We start from the raw sequence: 19,415 nt of genomic DNA, 5'->3' as shown, positions 1-19,415 counted from the left end.
AAGCTGTTCGGTAGTGGAAACTATGCCGGAGTGGAAACTATTCGGGAGGAGCACCGAGTTCCAGCGCGTTGATCTCCGCCCTCGCCATGCGGACCGTTTCGCGGTCTGTGACGGTATAGGCAGTGGGGTCGGCAGCGTCGTGTGCGCCAAGGGATATGGTTCGTTGACCCAGCGTAGAGACAGTTCTCTTGGCGGACATATGAACGGCCGAGAGGCCGGCCGCGTGCATCGCCGGAATGTCACCAAGCTTCAGTCCGCCTCCGGCCATGATTTCCAGGGCTCCCCCGGCCCGCTCCACCATCTCGGAAAGGTTGGCAAGGCCTGCACTTGCCGTGGCCTCGTGGCCAGACGTGAGTACCCGGGTGAAGCCGAGTTCCAGCAGTTGATCAAGGGTGGCCAACGGGTCCCGTGAATGGTCGATCGCTCGATGGAAGGTCAACTGCGCTTCAGGGTTGGCCTGCCGGGCAGAGTCCACCAGGCGTTGGACCGCGTGAACATCGATGTCGCCCTCTGCGGTCAGGGCGCCCACTACTATCCCGTGGGCGCCCTGAGCCAGCAGGTGACGTACCTCGTGCACCATGGTGTCCACATCCGAGGCGGAGTAGTGGAAATCGCCGGGACGGCATCTCACGAGCGGATGGATCTCAAGGCGTCCGGCAACGTGTTCAAGGCTGGCTTCCATGAGTCCTTGGCTCGGTGTGATGCCACCAAGTTCCAGGCTGCTGCAGAGCTCAATCCGGTCGGCACCTTCGGATGCGGCCGTACCGGCACCCGCCGCGCTCACCACGGCGATTTCAAGTTTCATGGTGAAACTCTACGCGCGGTAACGCTCCAGCTTTTCCTTCTGGTCCGCAGTGAGCCTGAGGACCCTCCCGGTGGCTTCCGCCACGAAGGCCAGGTGTGTAACGGCCTTGACGCAGTCTTCCCTTGTGACGGGGTCCTTGATGACGTAGTGAAGATCAAAGCTGGCCCCCTTGATGACGCCAACCCAAATCTCCACCACTGCCGGGATGTTGCGGTATTCCAACGTCCGCACGTACCGGACTTTGTGCTCCACAACCAACGTCATGGTGCCCTCTTCAACATCATTGAAGAGAGCCGCCGGCGGTTCGACGCCCGGAAGGCCCGCACCCCGGGGTGGCCCGAAAGCCGCGATTCGGGCTTCTTCGAGCATCCGTACGATTTGCACATTGTTGATATGCCCGTACGCATCCATGTCACCCCAGCGCATAGGTACGAGTACCTCAATGCGCTGGGGTGCCACGGAATCCTGGGCTTGCACCCCGGTACTCAGGGAATCCGCGCTCAGCTGTGCACCGCCGTCGAATCATCCACGGCGGTCTCTTCCTCACCGGCAAACTGGGACATGTAGAGGCGGTAGTAGGCGCCCTGGAGCACCAGCAGCTGGCTGTGGTTGCCCTGCTCCACGATCTGCCCGTTCTCCATCACCAGGATCGTATCGGCGTCGCGGATAGTGGACAAACGGTGGGCGATGACGAAACTCGTCCGGTCCGTGCGGAGCGCGGCCATGGCCTTCTGCAGCAGCAGCTCAGTACGGGTATCCACCGAGCTCGTAGCTTCATCAAGGATCAACAGCGAAGGATCGGAGACGAACGCACGTGCGATGGTAATGAGCTGCTTCTCACCGGCGCTGACGTTATTGCCTTCTTCATCGATGATCGTCTGGTACCCGTCCGGGAGGGCCCGGACGAAGCGGTCCACGTAAGTGGCCTTGGCCGCTTCCATGATTTGTTCCTCGGTGGCGTCCAGGTTGCCGTACCTGATGTTGTCGTAGATGGTCCCGCCGAAGAGCCAGGCATCCTGCAGCACCATGCCCACCTTGGACCGCAGCTCGGAGCGGCTGAGGTCCTTGATGTCCACGCCGTCCAAGGTGATGCGTCCGGCATTGAGCTCGTAGAAGCGCATTACCAGGTTCACCAGGGTGGTCTTTCCGGCCCCGGTGGGTCCGACGATCGCCACGGTGTGGCCAGGCTCCGCGCTGAAGGACAGGTCCTCGATGAGGGGCTTGTCCTCCACATAACTGAAGGAGACGTGCTCGAACTCCACGTGGCCATCGGTCTTGGCTGGCAGGTGGCGCGTACCGGTCTCTTCAACTTCTTCGTCGGCGTCGAGGAATTCGAAAACGCGCTCGGCCGAGGCAACACCGGACTGCAGCATGTTGGCCATGCCGGCGATCTGGCCGAGCGGCTGGGTGAATTCCCGCGAGTACTGGATGAATGCTGTGGCGTCGCCAAGGCTCATCGAGCCTGAGGCAACCCGCAAGCCGCCCACCACTGCAATGCCGACGTAGGACAGGTAGGACACGAAGTTCATGGCCGGGAAAATTACGCCGGAAACAAACTGGGCGCCGAACGAGGCCTTGTACAGGGCCTCATTGCGTTCATCGAAGCGCACCAGCATGTCAGCATCACGGCCAAACACCTTGACCAGGTCATGCCCGGAGAATGATTCCTCGATCTGGCCATTGAGCGAGCCGGTGTTCTTCCACTGTGCAGCGAAGAGCTTCTGGCTCCTGGCACCAATGACGCCGGCCATGACACCGGAGAGTGGCAGCGCGATCAGTGCGATCAGTGCCAGTTCCCAGGACACGATGAACATCATCACCGTGATGCCCAGCACCGTAAGCACCGAGCTGACCAACTGTGCGAACGCCTGCTGCAGTCCCTGCTGGACGTTGTCGACGTCGTTCGTCACGCGGGAGAGGATGTCGCCGCGCTGGCGGGTGTCGAAGTAGTTCAGCGGGAGCCTGTTGAGCTTTTCCTGGACGTCATTGCGGAGCTTCTTGATGACTCGCATGACGATCCTGTTGAGGAGCCAACCCTGCGCCCACAGGAAGATGTTGGCCACAAAGTACATCAAGAGCACGATCGAAATGAGGAACGTCAGTTTGGGGAAATTGATCCCGTTGGTGAGTTCCATCTTGGAGACCATGTCCGCAAAGTTCTCTTGGCCTTGCTGGCGCATGAGCTCGACGAATTGTTCCTGGGAGACGCCGGGCGGGAGCTGCTTGCCCATGACGCCGCCGAAGATCACGTCCATGGCACTGCCCAGAATCTTGGGCGCAATCACATTCAGGACCACCGAGACAACCACAAGGCCGATCACGATGTAGACGCCCACACTCTCAGGCTTTAACAAGCCCATGAGTCGCTTGGCCGATGGCCAGAACTCCTTGGCCTTCTTGGCGGGAACATCGCCGAACATACCGCCATCGGCTTCCGAAGGGACGTACTCCTCCTCTACGAAGTCGTCGTCATCAAGTGCCTCGGTTGCCACGTCTGCCTTGTCTGCCTCGTCTGAAGCCCGGGCATTCTTCGCGGCCTCTGCCTTGGCAGCCCAGCCACGCTTCTTCTGCTGGTTCTGCTCGCTCATGCGACTTCCTCTACACTCAGCTGGGATTCAACGATTTCCTGGTACGTGGGCGAAGTTTCCAGCAGTTCATCGTGCGTTCCGCGATCCACGATCCGGCCGTTATCCAGAACCAGGATCTCGTCCGCATCGGCAATGGTCGAAACGCGCTGGGCGACGATGATGACCGTCGCGTCACGTGTCTTGGCCTTCAGAGCTTTCCGGAGCCTGGCATCGGTGGCAACGTCCAAGGCTGAGAAAGAATCGTCAAACAGATAGACATTCGGCTTGGTGACCAGGGCCCTTGCAATGGAAAGGCGCTGGCGCTGGCCGCCGGACACATTGGTGCCGCCTTGGGCAATCCGCCGGTTCAGGCCGGATGACTTTTCCTCAACGAAGCCCTTGGCCTGCGCGGTCTCCAGCGCCTCCCAGAGTTCCTCGTCGGTGGCCTCGGGCTTGCCAAAGCGCAGGTTGTGCTCGATAGTCCCGGAGAAAAGATACGGCTTCTGCGGCACGGCCGAGACGCGGCTGGTGATCTCCGACGCGTCCATTTCGGTGACTGGGACGCCGTCGAGCAGGACATCACCTGAGGCGACATCGTAAAGCCGCGGGAGCAGGGAGACCAGGGTGGTCTTGCCTGCGCCGGTGGAACCAATGATCGCCAGGGTCTTTCCCGGCTCAGCGGTGAAGGAAATGTTGCTCAGCACCGGCGCCTCGGCTCCGGGGTACTTGAAGGTGACGTCGCGGAACTCCACGCGTCCCTTCTTTTCGGCCGGAACCACAGGGGACGTGGGGTTGTGGATTGAAGGCTCCACGTCCAGCACCTCGCCGATGCGGTCTGCACAGACGGAAGCACGGGGAATCATCATGGCCATGAAGGTTCCCATCATCACTGCCATCAGGATCTGCAGAAGGTACTGCAGGAAAGCCGTAAGCGAGCCCACCTGCATGTCACCGGAGTCCACACGTTGACCGCCGAACCACAGCACCGCCGCAGTGGACAAGTGCAGGATCATGCCGATGGCCGGGAACATAAGGACAAAGAGATTGCCGATCTTCACGGAGACGGCGGTGAGGTCCTGGTTGGCGTCACCGAAACGCTTGGCTTCATAGGGTTCGCGCACAAAGGCACGCACAACCCGGATACCAATGATTTGCTCGCGGAGCACACCGTTGATGGCATCGATCTTGGTCTGCATTGAACGGAACAGCGGCATCAGCCGAACCACGAGGTAGCCCACGACTGCCACCAGGAGGGGCACGGAAACCCAGACCAACCAGGACAGGCTAAGGTCCTCGCGGAGGGCCATGATGATGCCACCCACGCACATGATGGGTGTGGAGACCATGAAGTTCAGGCCCATCAGCACCAGCATCTGGACCTGCTGGACATCGTTGGTGCCGCGGGTGATCAGCGTAGGAGCACCAAAGCGGTTCACGTCCTGGGCGGAAAAACTGCTCACTTGGCGGTAGACGCTGCGCCGGAGGTCCCGGCCGATCGCCATCGCTGTCCGCGCACCGAAGTAGACGGCCGCGACGGCGGTGAGCACCTGAGCCAGTGCGACGGCGAGCATCAGCGCGCCGGTCCGCCAAATGAAGTCGGTGTCGCCGCGGGAGACTCCCTCATCAATGATTTTGGCGTTGAGGCTTGGGAGGTAGAGCGTGGCAATAGTGGACGCCAACTGAAATATGAGGACGGCCACTATCTGCGGCAAATACGGCTTGGAGTAGCGCCGTATAAGGGTGACAAGCATGCCCACGGGTCCTTAGAAAGAGTGCGTGAATGAAGTAAGAGAAGTGTTGCAGCAGGGGCTGACAGTATTAGCCTCCCTACTCTACGAAATCCGTTGCCTCGGCGAAACAACCTAGGGAAAAGATCATCCCAGCGGAGTATTTCCCGTGTCGGATGTGCTCCCGCAGGCGCAGGCACCACAGCCGCTGCARGCCGGACCAACCGCGGCAGGCCGGACCAACCGCAGCAGGCAACAAAAACGCCGGCTGGTCACCCAGCCGGCGCTTTCGCTCCCGCACTTGTTCGTCCCGCCCTCGTTCGCCACGCCCCGCGTAGTACGTCAGGAATTTCGAACGAGGGCAGGATCTGTGATGGTTAGCCCGCGTGCTTGCCGTGGTCCGAACGTGCTTCTATGCCTTGGAGGAGCATCAACGCCATGCGTTCCTGCTGCTTGCGTTCACGCTTGAGCTCCTTGCGGAGGGCGGCGAGCTTTTCCGCGGTATGGGCCTGCTGCTCCGCGACCGTCTGCTGCTCCCGCAAACGTGCCTGCAGCTCAACGTTGGCCCGGCTCAGCTGCAATTGCTGTTCGGCCAGGACGTACTGGGTGCGGGACACTTGTTCCTGCAATTCCTTGACGTCGGCAGTTGCCGGGGGACGTTCCTGGGTCAGGATCCGCGCGAATTCGAGGTCAAGATCGGATCCGGAGTCCGTGGCCTGCCCTTGGTGCTCCCCCACCGGAACCTGACGGCCGCCCCCTGAAACGGCGGGCTCGGCACCCAAGCGGCGTGCGCCGTCGTCGGACTTCCCAACCTGAGCGGCGCGGGCGTCAGCGGTATCCAGGGAAGTGGTATCCAGAGACATGGCAGCATCTCCGGACGCCGTCGCCACGAGTTCCTTCTCCGGTGCCGCGTCGACAGTGCGCCGCAGCGGGCGTTCCTTGATGAACAGCACGGCCAGGAGTGCCACTACGCTGATGATCGCGGAGATCAGGAAGATCTGTGCGGTGGCGTCCCCGTAAGCGGCGCGCATGATCTCAGCGATGGGCGCGGGCATATCGGCCAGGTCCATGCTGGCACCGGACCCGCCACCTTGAACCGGAATGCCGGCGGCGGCCATCCCTTGAACGGCCAGGTCCTTCACGTGGTTGGACATGATGGCACCAAGTACGGATACGCCGATTGCACCACCAACGGAGCGGAAGAAGGCCACTGAGGCACTGGCCGTTCCAATGTCCTTGGCCTGGACCGTGTTCTGCACGGCGAGCACCAGGTTCTGCATGAGCATGCCCAAGCCGAGGCCGAACACACCGGTGTAGATGGCAACGATCCACAGTTCAGTGGTGTGGTCCATGGTGCCGGCGAAGGCGAGGCCGCCGATCAGGAGCACGGAGCCTGCGATCAGGAACCGCTTCCATTTGCCAAAGCGGCTGATCAGGACGCCCGATGCCACAGAACCAATGAGGTTGCCGGCGATCATTGGCAGCGTCAGCAGGCCAGCCTCAGTGGGTGTGGCTCCACGGGCAACCTGGAAGTACTGGCCGAGGAACGTAGAGGATCCGAACATGGCGATACCGACCGCGATCGACGCGATGATGGCAAGAGCTGTGGTGCGCTCGGAGATGATCTTGAGCGGAATGATCGGCTGGGCAACCTTGGTTTCCACCAGCACCAGCAACGCCAGCAGCACTACGCCGCCGCCCACCATGAGGGCTGACTGCCAGGAGAACCAGTCGTAGTAGTCCGGGTTGCCGGCGAAGGAAACCCAGATCAGGAGCAGGCTTACGCCGGAGGTCAGCAGGATGGAGCCGAGCCAGTCGATCTTGGCAGGACGCTTGATGTGCTGGATCTTCAGGGTCACCTGAAGCAAAATGAGCGCAATCACAGCCAGTGGCACGCAGACGAAGAAGGTCCAGCGCCAGCCGAGCGGGCTGTCCACAATGAAACCACCCAGCAGCGGGCCGCCGGCAGTGCCCACCGCCATCACGGCACCCATGTAGCCGGAGTACTTACCACGATCCCGCGGCGGGATCATGGAACCGATGATTGCCTGGGCCAGGGCGGTGAGGCCACCCATGGCGATGCCTTGAATGACACGCGCAGTAAGCAGCAGCGGAATCGTCTCGGACAAGCCGGCCATGACGGAGCCCGCCACGAAAATAATGATGCTCAGCTGAACCAGGAGCTTCTTGTCGAAGAGGTCAGCGAGCTTTCCCCAGATGGGTGTAGTGGCTGCGTTCGCCAGCAAAGCGGCGGTGATGACCCAGGCGAAGTCAGTTTGCGTGCCCTTGAGTTCGGACATGATGGTTGGCAGCGCATTGGCGACGATTGTGCTGCTGAGGATCGCGGTGAAGAAGGCAGCGAGAAGACCTGTGAGGGCTTCCATGATTTGCCGGTGGGTCATGGGTGCTGCGGTATTCCCCAGGGCGGCATTCTGAATTGGTGTGGCCATGCGTGGCTCCTAAGCTGTGTGAGTCGTCGTAGTGGAGCCGGCCGCCGTTGCCCGGATTGAGTCCTTGAGGGACGTGGTGAGTTTGTTGATGACCTGGGAGGCCTCGAGGGCGTCAGCCTCGCTCCAATCCGCCAGGTAATCCCGCAGCCTCACGCTGCGTTGTTCTTCGAAGTCGCGCAGCTTCGCCGCACCATCCTCCGTCAGGGCAAGGAGCTGGGCCCTGCCGTCCGCCGGATCAGGCCGCCTGGCGACGAAGCCAAGTTCCTCCAGTTCGGCCACATGCCTGCTCAGGACCGGCGCGCTGACGCCCAGGCGGGCAGCCAGTGCTGTTGCCCGGGTCTCCCCCTCGCCGATAAAGCGCATGACGCCTTGGACCGCCATCCCGACGTCGGGAACGCGGGCCATGTGGGCGGTTACCACGCAGCGCAGAGTGCGCTGGAGGTCGAATATTTGATGCACAAGATCGGTTGCTGTGGCAGAACCGACGGACATGGAAAACACCCCTTTTTTGTTTGCCTAGAGCAACTATAACTCATATTGATTGCTTTGGGAAACTAAAGAAACGACTGGACCCTTAAAAGCATCAAGCCCCGCACGGATAGCGTGCGGGGCTTGATCTTGGGTACCTAGTGGTCCAGGTGGGTGGGGCCGAACATCTTCAGCAGCGTCTCAACCACGACGACGTTGGGGCCGTCAGCTTCGAAGGACTCCTTGAGAGCGTCCCCCACTTCCTCCGGTGGCACCCGGCGGGCCGGAACACCGAAGGACTCGGCCAGCTTGACGAAATCCGGTCGTGCAAGCTCGGTGGCCGTGGCCTTGCCGAAAGCGCCCACCATGTATTCGCGGAGGATGCCGTAGCCGCCGTCGTCCACGATCAGCCAGGTGACCGGGATGTTGTGCTGCTTCGCCGTGGCAAGTTCGGAGATGGAGTACATGGAGGAACCGTCACCGGATACGGCAAGCACTCGACTCGGTTTGCCGGTGGTTTCCAATCCCACGGCGCCGCCAATGGCTGCCGGGAAACCGTAGCCGAGGCCACCAGCACCCTGCGCGGAATGGAACTGGCCCTCGCGAGCATCCCAGCAGCTCCAGCCCCAGTACGCGGAGATGGTCATGTCCCAGAACGTCTGCATATCAGCCGGGACAGCCTCGCGGATGTCGGCCATGAACTTCAGTTCCTTGGCCAGGTCCTGTGATTCCAGGCGGGCCTTCACCTTGGCCAGGGTTCCCTTCACCAGGTCCTCAGGTGCGGTGCCATGCCAGGAACGTGTCACCGTGTCAGCGGCACCGGCTGCTGCGAGAGCTTCGTCCAGGGCTGCGAGCGCCTGCCCGGCGTCGGCACGGATGCCCAAACCTGGACGGTTGGATTCGAGGACGCGAGGTTCGGCGTCGATCTGGATGATGCGGCCGCGGGGTTCGAACGTGAAGTAATTGGAGGTCACTTCACCCAGGGATGAACCGATGACGATGAGTACGTCTGCATCTTCCAGGACGTCGCTCATGTACCGGTCCTCGATCCACGACTGCAAGGACAACTCATGCTTCCACGGGAACGCTCCGTTGCCGCCCGGGGTGCAGATCACCGGTGCGCGCAGCTGCTCGGCAATGGAGAGCAGCGACTTCTCAGCCCGGCCACGGCGCGTACCGCCGCCTGCGATGATCGCCGGACGTTCCGCCGTCGAAAGCCACTTCACGGCCTCGCGGATCAGCTCGACGCGTGGAGGGTTGTCTGCTGCCTCGGCGAGCGCGTCCTCCACCGGCGGGACCATGATCGGATCCAGCAGGACGTTCTGCGGGATCTCGATCCATACGGGGCCCTGTGGTGAGGAAATCGCCTCGGTCCAAGCGTCCTGGATGGCCGACGGGATGCCCGAGGCATGCTGGATCAGTCGCTGGCTCTTGGTGACGTTCGCAGCCGAAGCCTTCTGGTCATCCAATTGATGCAGCATTCCCTTGCGGCGAGCGCCAAGGCCCTCAAGCGGAATCTGGCTGGCAACAACCACCATCGGAACACCGGTGGCGTAGGCCTCCTGCAAACCAGCAAGGGAGGTCAGCGCGCCGGGACCGGTGGACAGGAACAGCACGCCCACTTCGCCGGTGGCGCGGGAGTAGCCATCAGCTGCGAATGCCGAATTGTTCTCCACTCGCGAAGACACGAAGTGCAGGTTGCCGCGGCCCATGGCGTCAAAGAGACCCAAAGCGTGCTGGCCCGGGATGCCAAAGACCGTCTTCGCGCCAAGCGCTTCGAGGGTCTCGACGACGAGGTCCCCACCGTTGCGCTGATCAGTGCCCTTGGTGGGCGCGCCAGTGCCCGGATCGAAATCGATCATCGCGTCTCTCCAGCCGTGCCGGTTGCCTGGGCGAGGTCCGCGATGCGTGCCCCCAGGGCCTGCTGGGCGTAGCCGTTCGGAGCGCCGTGACGATCACCTGCAACCGCGGTGTCTGCCATGAGGGTTACCAGTTCATAAGCAACGTGGCTGCCGGCAACGCCAGTGATTTCGGCGTGGTCATAAGCCGGGGCAACTTCCACGATGTCGGCACCAACGAGATTCATGCCCCGGAAACCACGGATGATCTCGAGCAGTTCACGGCTGGTGATGCCGCCGGCTTCGGGGGTACCGGTGCCGGGCGCGTGTGCCGGATCCAGGACGTCGATGTCCACCGAGATGTACAGCGGACGGCTTCCGATGCGGTCGCGGATCTTGGCCACCGTCTCCAGGACGCCCTGGTAGTAGACGTCAGCAGAGGTGACGATTCCGAAGCCAAAGCGGTGGTCGTCGTCGAGGTCTTTCTTGCCGTACAGAGGACCGCGGGTGCCCACGTGACTGATGGCCTCCGTGTCCAGGATGCCTTCTTCCACAGCGCGGCGGAACGGCGTACCGTGCGTGTATTCAGCGCCGAAGTAGGTGTCCCAGGTGTCCAGGTGTGCGTCGAAGTGGAGCATGGCCACGGGCTCACCGGCACGCTCCGCTGCTGCCCTCAGGAGCGGAAGGGCGATGGTGTGGTCGCCACCGAGGGTGACGAGTTTGCTGCCGTTGGCGGTGAGGTCCAGCGCATTCTGCTGGATGGTCTCGATAGCCTCGTTGATGTTGAACGGGTTCACCGCCATGTCGCCAGCATCTGCCACCTGGATGTTCTCGAACGGGCTGACATCCCAGGCAGGGTTGTACGGGCGCAGCAGACGGCTGGCCTCACGCACATGGTTCGCGCCAAAGCGGGCGCCGGGCCGGTAGGAAACACCGGAGTCAAAGGGCACGCCAACAACCGTGACGTCAGCCTTGGATACCTGGTCCAGGCGGGGCAGGCGCGCGTAGGTGGCCGCACCGGCGTAGCGCGGAATGCGGGACGAATCGATGGGACCAAGGTTCCCGTTGGCCTCAATACGGAGCTCTTCCAAAATGCGCCACTCCTTAGTGGATAGGTCGAGATGAATCAGTAACTGTGACACCCATCATACACTCAAAGTTTCCTAATAAGCATCACCTGTTTACAAGTTGCTTCTATCGGTGAGCTCATGTGAGATGCCGGTCACATGAGGCGTAAAGATTCCATAAAAACCGGGGTTGAGCCGCTGACGGCGGCCATACGCTCCTTGCCTAAGCAGCACACTGCTGCCCGAAAGGACAACGTGACCACCCTGACCAGGCCGCCGGCCGATCCTGCAGACCGACTCAAAAAGGCATTCCACCTTAAATCGTGGCTGCTGGAAGGAATGCCGGATACCTCGGGCAAGCGGCAGGGTCCGCACGGACAGCCAGCGGAAGCCCACAAACCGCAAGCTTGGTGGAAGGTCATGTGCCTGACGGGCCTGGACTACTTCTCGACTCTGGGCTACCAGCCTGCAATCGCTGCCCTGGCTGCCGGCTTGCTGTCGCCGTTGGCCACGCTGCTCCTGGTCTTCGTCACCTTGGCTGGCGCACTGCCTGTATACCGTCGCGTTGCCAGGGAAAGTCCTCGGGGCGAGGGTTCCATTTCCATGCTGGAGCGCCTGCTTCCTCGATGGGGCGGCAAGTTGTCCGTCCTGGCGCTCCTCGGTTTTGCGGCCACGGACTTCATGATCACCATCACCCTCTCCGCCGCCGACGCGACTGCGCACCTCATTGAGAACCCCTTTGCTCCGCACTTCCTGGAAGGCCAGCAGGTTGTCATCACCCTGGCCCTGATTGCAGGACTGGGCATCGTCTTCCTGCGCGGATTCAAGGAAGCCATCAACGTGGCCGTCGTCCTGGTCGCCGCGTTTCTGGCACTGAATCTTGTGGTCGTCATAGTTTCCATCAGCCATGTCTTCACGGAGTCCCGGGTCATCTCAGACTGGTGGACGGCGCTGAACACATCCCACGGCGATCCCATACTGATGATTGCCCTTGCGCTGCTGGTATTCCCACGATTGGCCCTGGGCCTCTCCGGGTTCGAGACCGGCGTCGCAGTCATGCCACAGATCAAGGGCCATGCATCCGACACTGAGGCCAACCCGGCCGGCCGGATCAAGGGCGCACACAAGCTCCTGGCGACGGCCGCCATCATCATGAGCTCGTTCCTCATCACGTCCAGCTTCACCACCGTCATGCTGATCCCAGCCGCAGAATTCGAACCCGGCGGCAAGGCTGATGGGCGTGCCCTGGCTTTCCTCGCCCACAAGTTCCTGGGCGACGGATTCGGCACGGTCTACGACGTCAGCACCATCGCTATCCTGTGGTTTGCCGGAGCCTCGGCGATGGCGGGCCTACTGAACCTGGTCCCCAGGTACCTGCCGCGTTACGGCATGGCTCCAGCATGGGTACGCGCACTGCGTCCACTCGTCCTGGTCTTCACAGTCATCGCCTTCATCGTGACGATTATTTTCCAAGCCGACGTCAACGCACAGGGTGGCGCCTATGCCACGGGTGTACTCGTCTTGATCACCTCCGCCTCCATCGCCGTGACACTGTCCGCCCGGCGAAAGAAGCAGCGGGCACAGGTCATCGGCTTCGGCGTGGTTTCCTTGATCTTCATCTACACCACGGTGGTCAACTCGATCGAGCGTCCGGACGGCCTGAAGATCGCCGCACTGTTCATTCTGGGCATCATGGTGGTGAGCTTCATATCCCGGATCCGGCGTGCCTTCGAGCTCCGGGCCACCCATATCAAGATGGACCAGACTGCACTCGAATTCACTGCGAACAACGTCGACGGACCGGTCCGGATCATCGCCCATGAACCAAAGCACCTCAGCGCCGGGCGGTACCGCGAGAAGCTCCAGCACGCGCAACAGGCCAACCACCTGCCGTTGGATTGCGATGCGGTGTTCATCGAGATCATCGTGGACGACAGCTCAGACTTCGAGCAGGAGCTCCAAGTAGTGGGCAAAAAACGACACGGGTTCAAGATCCTGGAAGTCCACAGCAACAACGTGCCCAACACCCTTGCCGCCGTCTTGCTTCACATCCGCGACGTCACCGGTTTCATGCCGCACATCTACTTCCGCTGGACCGAGGGCAACCCGATCTCCAACCTCAGCAAGTTCCTGTTCTTCGGCGAGGGCGAGATCGCGCCGGTGACCCGCGAGGTACTGCGGGAAGCTGAGCCGGACATCACTCGCCGCCCTTGGGTCCACGTGGGCTAACTTCGCCTAGCGGCTCGCTGCGGGGACCAAAATCCAGAGCACCTCGACGGTTTCGTCCGTGGGATTGACCCAGGTATGGGGTTCCCTGCCCGGGAAGGAGAGCGTGTCGCCTTCTTCGAGGTCATACTCCTCGTTGGTCAGGATGAGTTTGATGCGTCCCTTGACCACGTGGAGGACGTCTACGTCGCAGTCCACGGCGTAGAGCTCGTTCTCTCCACGGCCCCGCGGTTCGATAGTGGCCTGAAGGATCTGCAGGCGCCGCTCCGAGCGGGCAGTTAACAAGCGCTCCACAATGCCCTGGCCACCCAGGGAAATCCGGGGACCGTCGTCGCGCCTGGTGAGGTGCGTTTCCGGAGCGGCAAACAAGTCTCCCACCGAAACTGACAAGACCTGGCAAAGGGTTACGAGGGAAGCGACCGACGGCGATGTCAGGTCCCTCTCGACACGGCTGAGGAAGCCCTTGGTCAGCCCCGTGGCGTCCGCCACTTGTTCGATGGTGAGGCGCTGCGCCTGACGGGCTGCGCGGATTCTGGAACCAATGGCAACGGGAACGTTGCTTGGTTCAACGGGGAGAGCCTTCATTCACGAACCTTTCAGGCCTGTCATTGGGCCCTGTCATTGCAGCAATAGTAGCGGGATCCCGGGCAGTGAGAGCCACAAACAGCCCAACGATGACCAAAGCCCCTTGACTGTTACTCCGATCACAACATATCCTCATAGGCAACAAGTGTTGTCTGTGAGGCACACAACACGAACCCAATCTCCCATCATCAGCACGGAGACTTCGGCGATTCCCAGGAGTATCGTCGAAAACCCCAACCTCCGTGCACCAGCTCCAAGGAGCCACTCATGGACTCATCGTTCATAAACATCGCCATTGTGGTGGTGTACCTGCTTGCCATGCTTGCATTCGGTTGGTGGGGCAAGTCCCGCACCAAGAACAACAGCGACTTCCTCGTGGCCGGCCGCCGTCTGGGCCCCTTCCTTTACACCGGAACCATGGCCGCAGTTGTCCTCGGTGGCGCATCCACCGTCGGCGGCGTCGGCTTGGGTTACAAGTTCGGCATTTCGGGGATGTGGCTCGTCGTCGCAATCGGCGCCGGCGTCCTCCTCCTGAGCCTGCTCTTCGCCGGCACCATCCAGCGCCTGAAGATCTACACGGTCTCCCAAATGTTGAGCCTTCGCTACGGCAGCAAGGCCACGCAGACATCCGGCATCGTGATGCTGGCCTACACCCTCATGCTCTGCGCCACGTCCACCGGCGCCTACGCCACCATCTTTGTCGTCCTCTTCGATTGGCCGCGCTGGATGGCGATCGCCGTCGGCGGTGCAATTGTGCTTGTTTACTCGACCATCGGTGGCATGTGGTCCATCACCCTGGCCGACCAGGTCCAGTTCATCATCAAGACGGTGGGCATCTTCTTCCTGATGCTCCCCTTCGTCATGAACGCAGCCGGAGGACTCGACGGCATCCGTGAACGCGTCGATGCGAGCTTCTTCCAGATTGACGGAATCGGTGTCCAGACGATCATCACGTACTTCGTCGTCTACACACTCGGACTCCTGATCGGCCAGGATATCTGGCAGCGCGTCTTCACCGCCAAAACTCCCAAGGTTGCACGCTGGGGCGGAGCGACGGCCGGCGTTTACTGCATCCTCTACGGTGTGGCTGGCGCCTTGATCGGCCTGGCTGCCCGGGTAGCACTCCCCAACATCGATGTGGCAAGCCTTGGCAAGGACGTGGTGTATGCCGAAGTGGCAACGAACATCCTGCCCATCGGCATCGGCGGCCTTGTCATGGCCGCAGCTGTTGCAGCCATGATGTCCACCGCTTCAGGTGCCCTGATTGCCGCCGCCACCGTGGCTCGCGCAGACGTTGTTCCGTTCGTGGCCAGCTGGTTCGGCAAGACCATCAACACCGACGACACCGAAAACCCTGAGCACGACGTCAAGGCCAACCGTTACTGGGTTCTTGGCCTGGGCATCGTTGCGGTGCTGATCTCCATGGCCGCGCAGGACGTGGTGGTTGCCCTCACCATTGCCTACGACATCCTGGTGGGCGGCCTCCTGGTCGCGATTCTGGGCGGCCTCGTCTGGAAGCGCGGAACCGGTATCGCTGCTGCCTGGTCCATGGCAGTGGGCTCCATTTTGACTCTGGCCTTGCTGATTCTTTTCGCCACTGGACTCATCCCGAGCGTCGACGGCGTCTACGCCAACGAACCCATCTACTACGGCCTGGCTGCCTCGTTCGTGGCGTACGTCGTGATTTCCCTCCTCACGCCGCCCACCGAACCGGAAGTTCGGGCGGCTTGGGACAAGCGCGTGGCCGGTGCGGTCTCTGACGAATTGCCCCTGGAAGCCCACCCCGTCAGCAGCCACAACGCCAGCTGAACGGCCCAGCCCCAAGTAATGTTCGACGGCGGCGCCGCCCCTTTTCGGGGCGGCGTCGCCGTCGCGCTTTACCTTAGGCTCCCGAGTTACGGGGCCCGCGTCGAGGACGCTCAGAATTCTTCATCTTCTTCCCCACGGAATTCTTCGGTTTCATCCAGGGGGACAACGCGCTCGTCGTCATCCGGGACGTCGATTTCCTCCACCCAGGGTTCGTCGACTTCCTGGTCTTCGCTGTAGTCGTACGCGGGGTCTGACTCGATGGTCTCCCGTTCCGGGTGGTTGGCGTGCGGTTCGGTGGTGTCCATGCTGCAACCTCCGTCTGGTGGGCTGGCAACCAGCCTGCTGACCGAGTACGGGGAGGGCCCCCGCCCCTGTCCTTCCATCTGAGCACTGTGCTTGAAGAGGGTCAAGGCATGCGTGGATCGCGCCCAAAATTAAGGCACGCCGAACATTCCCGCTAAGGAATACCGGCCAAAAATCGGCGCCAATAAGCGGTACAGTGGGCGTTGCAATGGGGCCGCAACTACCCCACCCAGCACAGGAGAGAAAGTGCAAAAGCACCAGGAATCCCACGGTTCGTCGAGCCCCGCTCCGGACCCCGCCCCCGGATCCGGAACACCGCCCCAACCCGTCCCGCCCACGCCTGCGGACATCAGGCGCTGGCGTCAATACCTGGCCGATGAGCGTGCCGAAGCCGCCGTCTATCGGGAGCTCGCCCAGCGTCGTGACGGCGAGGAACGCCAGATCCTGCTCGCCTTGGCCGAGGCAGAAGGAAGGCACGAGGCACACTGGCTCAAGCTCCTCGGAGAACACGCCGGAATGCCCAAGGGTGCCTCCACCCGTAGCCAGCTACTTGGCTTCCTGGCACGGCACTTCGGCTCCGTCTTCGTGCTCGCGTTGGCGCAGCGCGCGGAAGGCCGCTCCCCTTACGGTGCCGAACCCGCCGCGACCCCTGCCATGGTTGCCGACGAACAAATCCACGAAGAAGTTGTCCGCGGCCTTGCTACGCGCGGACGTAACAGGCTCTCCGGTACCTTCCGTGCCGCTGTTTTTGGTGCCAATGACGGCCTGGTCAGCAACCTTTCGCTGGTCATGGGCATGGCCGCAACCGGCGTTCCCAGCCCGGTGGTCCTCATGAGCGGTGTGGCCGGATTGCTGGCCGGCGCGCTGTCCATGGGCGCCGGTGAGTACGTTTCGGTCCGCTCGCAACGGGAGTTGCTCAACGCCACGCTGCCCACGCAGGCTACCCTCACTGCTGCCCCTTCTCTGGACATCGAGCACAACGAGCTCGTGTTGGTTTACCTGGCCAGGGGCATGACCCGCGAGGCCGCCGAGCACCGCGCCGCCGAACGCATGGGACTTTTCAGTTGCGACTGCGATCCCAGCCTTTCCTTGCAACCGGAGAAGGAGCGACCCGCTGACGACCACGAAACCGTGGGGTCTGCCTGGGGCGCTGCGATGTCCAGCTTCTGCTTCTTCGCCTCTGGTGCCATCGTGCCCATCCTTCCGTTCATTTTCGGCATGACGGGTGTGGCTGCGCTGACAGTAGCCGCGGTGCTGGTGGGGATCGCGCTGCTGGCGACTGGCGCCGTCGTCGGACTGTTGTCCGGGACCTCACCGCTGAGCCGCGGCTTCCGGCAGTTGGCGATCGGCCTGGGTGCTGCGGGCGCCACATACGCGCTTGGCCTCGCGTTCGGAACGATGATCGTCTAGGCGGTAATGTTGGTTCGTCCTCCGCGCGGCCCCGCGTGACCGGGGCGTAGGGAATGGAGAACCGTGGATTCGGAGCAGCCGCCGTTGCGCGCGCCAAAACACCGCCGTGCGGGCACAACCCTCCGAATTCTTCGTGGCGTCCTCATGGCCGGTGTCGCCGCCGTCGTGGCTGTCCTTGTCAGCGGTTTGCTCCACGGCGATCCGCGAATCGTCGGGCTGTTTCCGGGCGTGGCCCTGCCCAATTCGCCCAAGAGCGAGCCGATTCAGCAGACCCCGGCCCGTGCCCTGGACGCGCCGCCGCCAGGAATCGAGGAGGCGGACGCCCCGCTGGCGTCGCCCCCGCCGCCGGCCAACGCCAGCGATTCATACAAGTTCCTGGCAACCAACGACGACGGCACCCCGGTTGGGTACTCGCCGTGCCGACCCTTGCACTACGTAGTAAACGACGCCACTGCGCCTCAGGGTACGGATGCACTACTTGCCACCGCAATCGCCAATATTTCCGCGGCGTCCGGAATCCAGTTCGTCAACGATGGCAGCACCGACGAACTCCCCACAGCGAAACGCGAACCGTACCAACCGTCCAAGTACGGCGACCGGTGGGCGCCCTTGCTGATTTCATGGACCACACCTGAGACGGCTCCAGCGCTGGCTGACAGCGTCATCGGTACGGGCGGCAGCACCATGTACTCACTGAATAATGGTGCCAAGAGCTACATCACGGGCAGCCTGGAGCTCGACACCCCGCAAGTGACGGAGCTCCTTGCCGAGGAGGGTGGTTCGGACTACGTGCTGGCCGTCATGCAGCACGAACTGGGGCACGTCATGGGTTTGGATCATGTTGATGATCCCATTCAGCTGATGTACCCGGAGATCGGCGCCCCTGACGGATTGGCCGCCGGCGACCTGAACGGCCTCCACCTCCTGGCCTCGGCTCCTTGCCGCAAGGACATCTGAAGCTCCGAAGCTTGGCCTCACCGCCATGGACTCACCGCGCCATCGGTTCTATCCTGACGGAAGCGGCCGACGGCGGCGCTCACCGTCCGATTGGGCCGTCCCGTGAGGGGGTTCGATGGAACCTTATGGGTCGCCAGAGAGGCCAGACCCCTATCCCCCGCCGCCTTATCAGCAGCATGCCACGCCGCCGCCCAGGCCGCCCATCAAACACAGCAGCATCGCGGCCATCCTGTTCCTGTTCGGCATCCTCGGTTTGGTCTGCGCGGGCGCCTACTTCAGCGGCGAACTTCAAAGGTTCTGGTCCGATTCCACGACGCAGAGCCAGGCGCCGCACCCCGGGCTGGTTCCCTTTGGCCAGCGTCAGGATCCACTGCCCGGCTTTGAAGAAGCCGACGCGCCACTGGGGACGCCGGCGCCATTGCAGCGAACCAGCACTTCCTACAAATTCCTGGCCGTCAAAGCAGACGGAACTCCCCTGGCATACTCCCCTTGCAGACCGATCCACTACGTGGTCAACTCGGATCTGGCCCCAACGAGTTGGTATTCCATGGTGGAGGACGCCGTCCGGCAGGCCAGCCTCGCCTCCGGGCTGCAGTTCATTTATGACGGTCCGACGTCCGAATTGCCCACCACCAACAGGGCCGGCTACCAGCCCACAACATACGGTGACCGGTGGGCGCCTGTGCTCATTGCCTGGACTACACCGGAGCAGGTGCCTCGGCTGACCGGGCAAACGGTCGGCTTGGGCGGAAGCTCTTCCATCGGCCTGAGCAACGGCTATAAGGCTTACGTGACTGGCTCGGTATCGTTGGATGCACCCCAGTTCGCCGGGATCATGGACTCGCCCCAAGGCAAGGAAGTGGGCACAGCTGTGATCATGCACGAACTCGGACACGTTCTTGGTTTGGACCATGTGGATGACCCGCGCCAACTGATGTACGACCAAGCCTCGTGGGTTCGCGAGTACGCCGCCGGGGACAAGACGGGCCTTGCCCAACTCGGCTCCGGCCCCTGCAGTAAGGATTTCTAGCCCTTCCAGCAACTTCTAGCTGTATTGACCATGGACGTTAGGGACACTCGGCGTGGTTAGGTGACAAAAAGAAGACMTCCGAGTGGAGTGGGGCTTGTCTAAGAGGTCTAAGAGTCCGCTTCACAAGGAGGTCTTCAATGTCCCATGCTAACGCGATCTTGACTCCGAAGGGC

General features: G+C 62.1%; 15 protein-coding genes. 5 read left to right on the top strand and 10 right to left on the bottom strand.

Going from position 1 to position 19,415, the window contains the following annotated elements:
- Positions 1-37: 37 nt before the first annotated feature.
- The 8 genes from AB4Y87_RS19070 to speB form a co-directional block, all read right to left on the bottom strand.
- Positions 38-805 carry a copper homeostasis protein CutC gene (locus AB4Y87_RS19070; protein WP_442005851.1) on the bottom strand — a complete coding sequence of 256 codons (768 nt, stop codon included), beginning with the start codon at positions 803-805 and terminating at the stop codon, positions 38-40.
- Positions 806-814: 9 nt separating this feature from the next.
- Complete coding sequence (locus AB4Y87_RS19065; protein WP_442005910.1) at positions 815-1,231, bottom strand: acyl-CoA thioesterase; 417 nt, start codon at positions 1,229-1,231, stop codon at positions 815-817.
- Positions 1,232-1,305: 74 nt separating this feature from the next.
- Positions 1,306-3,393: an ABC transporter ATP-binding protein gene (locus AB4Y87_RS19060; protein WP_442005850.1), complete on the bottom strand. Its 2,088-nt coding sequence runs from the start codon at positions 3,391-3,393 to the stop codon at positions 1,306-1,308.
- Positions 3,390-5,123: an ABC transporter ATP-binding protein gene (locus AB4Y87_RS19055; protein WP_442005849.1), complete on the bottom strand. Its 1,734-nt coding sequence runs from the start codon at positions 5,121-5,123 to the stop codon at positions 3,390-3,392. Before AB4Y87_RS19055 ends, AB4Y87_RS19060 begins: the two co-directional genes overlap by 4 nt.
- A gap of 353 nt (positions 5,124-5,476) precedes the next feature.
- Positions 5,477-7,549 (bottom strand): MFS transporter, encoded by a 2,073-nt coding sequence (locus tag AB4Y87_RS19050; protein WP_442005848.1) that lies wholly within the window; start codon positions 7,547-7,549, stop codon positions 5,477-5,479.
- A gap of 9 nt (positions 7,550-7,558) precedes the next feature.
- The gene (locus AB4Y87_RS19045) at positions 7,559-8,041 is read right to left on the bottom strand and encodes a MarR family winged helix-turn-helix transcriptional regulator (RefSeq protein WP_442005847.1); all 483 of its coding nucleotides are present in this window, start codon (positions 8,039-8,041) and stop codon (positions 7,559-7,561) included.
- A 134-nt stretch (positions 8,042-8,175) separates the two neighbouring features.
- Positions 8,176-9,879, bottom strand: coding sequence for a thiamine pyrophosphate-binding protein (locus AB4Y87_RS19040; RefSeq protein ID WP_442005846.1), 1,704 nt, complete (start codon positions 9,877-9,879; stop codon positions 8,176-8,178).
- Positions 9,876-10,946: an agmatinase gene (gene speB / locus AB4Y87_RS19035; protein WP_442005845.1), complete on the bottom strand. Its 1,071-nt coding sequence runs from the start codon at positions 10,944-10,946 to the stop codon at positions 9,876-9,878. The genes AB4Y87_RS19040 and speB overlap by 4 nt, the downstream gene beginning before the upstream one ends.
- A gap of 231 nt (positions 10,947-11,177) precedes the next feature.
- Between speB and AB4Y87_RS19030 the strand changes: the two genes are divergently transcribed.
- The gene (locus AB4Y87_RS19030; RefSeq protein WP_442005844.1) at positions 11,178-13,151 is read left to right on the top strand and encodes an amino acid transporter; all 1,974 of its coding nucleotides are present in this window, start codon (positions 11,178-11,180) and stop codon (positions 13,149-13,151) included.
- Between the two features lie 6 nt (positions 13,152-13,157).
- Here AB4Y87_RS19030 and AB4Y87_RS19025 read toward each other — a convergent pair whose 3' ends face one another.
- Positions 13,158-13,733 (bottom strand): helix-turn-helix domain-containing protein, encoded by a 576-nt coding sequence (locus AB4Y87_RS19025; protein WP_431118647.1) that lies wholly within the window; start codon positions 13,731-13,733, stop codon positions 13,158-13,160.
- A 267-nt stretch (positions 13,734-14,000) separates the two neighbouring features.
- On the opposite strand from AB4Y87_RS19025, the gene AB4Y87_RS19020 reads away from it, so the two are divergent.
- The gene (locus AB4Y87_RS19020; RefSeq protein WP_442005843.1) at positions 14,001-15,542 is read left to right on the top strand and encodes a sodium:solute symporter; all 1,542 of its coding nucleotides are present in this window, start codon (positions 14,001-14,003) and stop codon (positions 15,540-15,542) included.
- A gap of 110 nt (positions 15,543-15,652) precedes the next feature.
- On the opposite strand, the gene AB4Y87_RS19015 is transcribed toward AB4Y87_RS19020, so the two are convergent.
- Positions 15,653-15,847, bottom strand: a complete 195-nt coding sequence (locus tag AB4Y87_RS19015) for a hypothetical protein (RefSeq protein ID WP_442005842.1) — start codon at positions 15,845-15,847, stop codon at positions 15,653-15,655.
- Between the two features lie 244 nt (positions 15,848-16,091).
- Here AB4Y87_RS19015 and AB4Y87_RS19010 point away from each other — a divergent pair, with 244 nt between their 5' ends.
- The 3 genes from AB4Y87_RS19010 (at position 16,092) to AB4Y87_RS19000 (ending at position 19,242) form a co-directional block, all read left to right on the top strand.
- The gene (locus AB4Y87_RS19010; RefSeq protein WP_442005841.1) at positions 16,092-17,255 is read left to right on the top strand and encodes a VIT1/CCC1 transporter family protein; all 1,164 of its coding nucleotides are present in this window, start codon (positions 16,092-16,094) and stop codon (positions 17,253-17,255) included.
- Between the two features lie 144 nt (positions 17,256-17,399).
- Entirely contained in the window at positions 17,400-18,212 is an 813-nt protein-coding gene (locus AB4Y87_RS19005) for a matrixin family metalloprotease (RefSeq protein WP_442005909.1), read from the top strand.
- A 115-nt stretch (positions 18,213-18,327) separates the two neighbouring features.
- Positions 18,328-19,242, top strand: coding sequence for a matrixin family metalloprotease (locus AB4Y87_RS19000; protein WP_442005840.1), 915 nt, complete (start codon positions 18,328-18,330; stop codon positions 19,240-19,242).
- The last annotated feature ends 173 nt before the right edge of the window (positions 19,243-19,415 follow it).

The organism is Paenarthrobacter sp. RAF54_2, from assembly GCF_052113945.1.
Lineage (GTDB): Bacteria > Actinomycetota > Actinomycetes > Actinomycetales > Micrococcaceae > Arthrobacter.
The sequence above is the reverse complement of the archived record's forward strand: the minus strand, read 5'-3'. Positions and strand labels throughout refer to the sequence as shown.

Bases quoted from the DNA above. Each gene is read 5' to 3' on its own strand.
- AB4Y87_RS19020 (WP_442005843.1), top strand. From the start codon at position 14,001: ATGGACTCATCGTTCATAAACATCGCCATTGTGGTGGTGTACCTGCTT.
- AB4Y87_RS19045 (WP_442005847.1), bottom strand. From the start codon at position 8,041: ATGTCCGTCGGTTCTGCCACAGCAACCGATCTTGTGCATCAAATATTC.
- AB4Y87_RS19025 (WP_431118647.1), bottom strand. From the start codon at position 13,733: ATGAAGGCTCTCCCCGTTGAACCAAGCAACGTTCCCGTTGCCATTGGT.
- AB4Y87_RS19065 (WP_442005910.1), bottom strand. From the start codon at position 1,231: ATGCGCTGGGGTGACATGGATGCGTACGGGCATATCAACAATGTGCAA.
- AB4Y87_RS19060 (WP_442005850.1), bottom strand. From the start codon at position 3,393: ATGAGCGAGCAGAACCAGCAGAAGAAGCGTGGCTGGGCTGCCAAGGCA.
- AB4Y87_RS19070 (WP_442005851.1), bottom strand. From the start codon at position 805: ATGAAACTTGAAATCGCCGTGGTGAGCGCGGCGGGTGCCGGTACGGCC.
- AB4Y87_RS19000 (WP_442005840.1), top strand. From the start codon at position 18,328: ATGGAACCTTATGGGTCGCCAGAGAGGCCAGACCCCTATCCCCCGCCG.
- AB4Y87_RS19055 (WP_442005849.1), bottom strand. From the start codon at position 5,123: ATGCTTGTCACCCTTATACGGCGCTACTCCAAGCCGTATTTGCCGCAG.
- AB4Y87_RS19015 (WP_442005842.1), bottom strand. From the start codon at position 15,847: ATGGACACCACCGAACCGCACGCCAACCACCCGGAACGGGAGACCATC.
- AB4Y87_RS19040 (WP_442005846.1), bottom strand. From the start codon at position 9,879: ATGATCGATTTCGATCCGGGCACTGGCGCGCCCACCAAGGGCACTGAT.
- AB4Y87_RS19005 (WP_442005909.1), top strand. From the start codon at position 17,400: ATGGCCGGTGTCGCCGCCGTCGTGGCTGTCCTTGTCAGCGGTTTGCTC.
- AB4Y87_RS19050 (WP_442005848.1), bottom strand. From the start codon at position 7,549: ATGGCCACACCAATTCAGAATGCCGCCCTGGGGAATACCGCAGCACCC.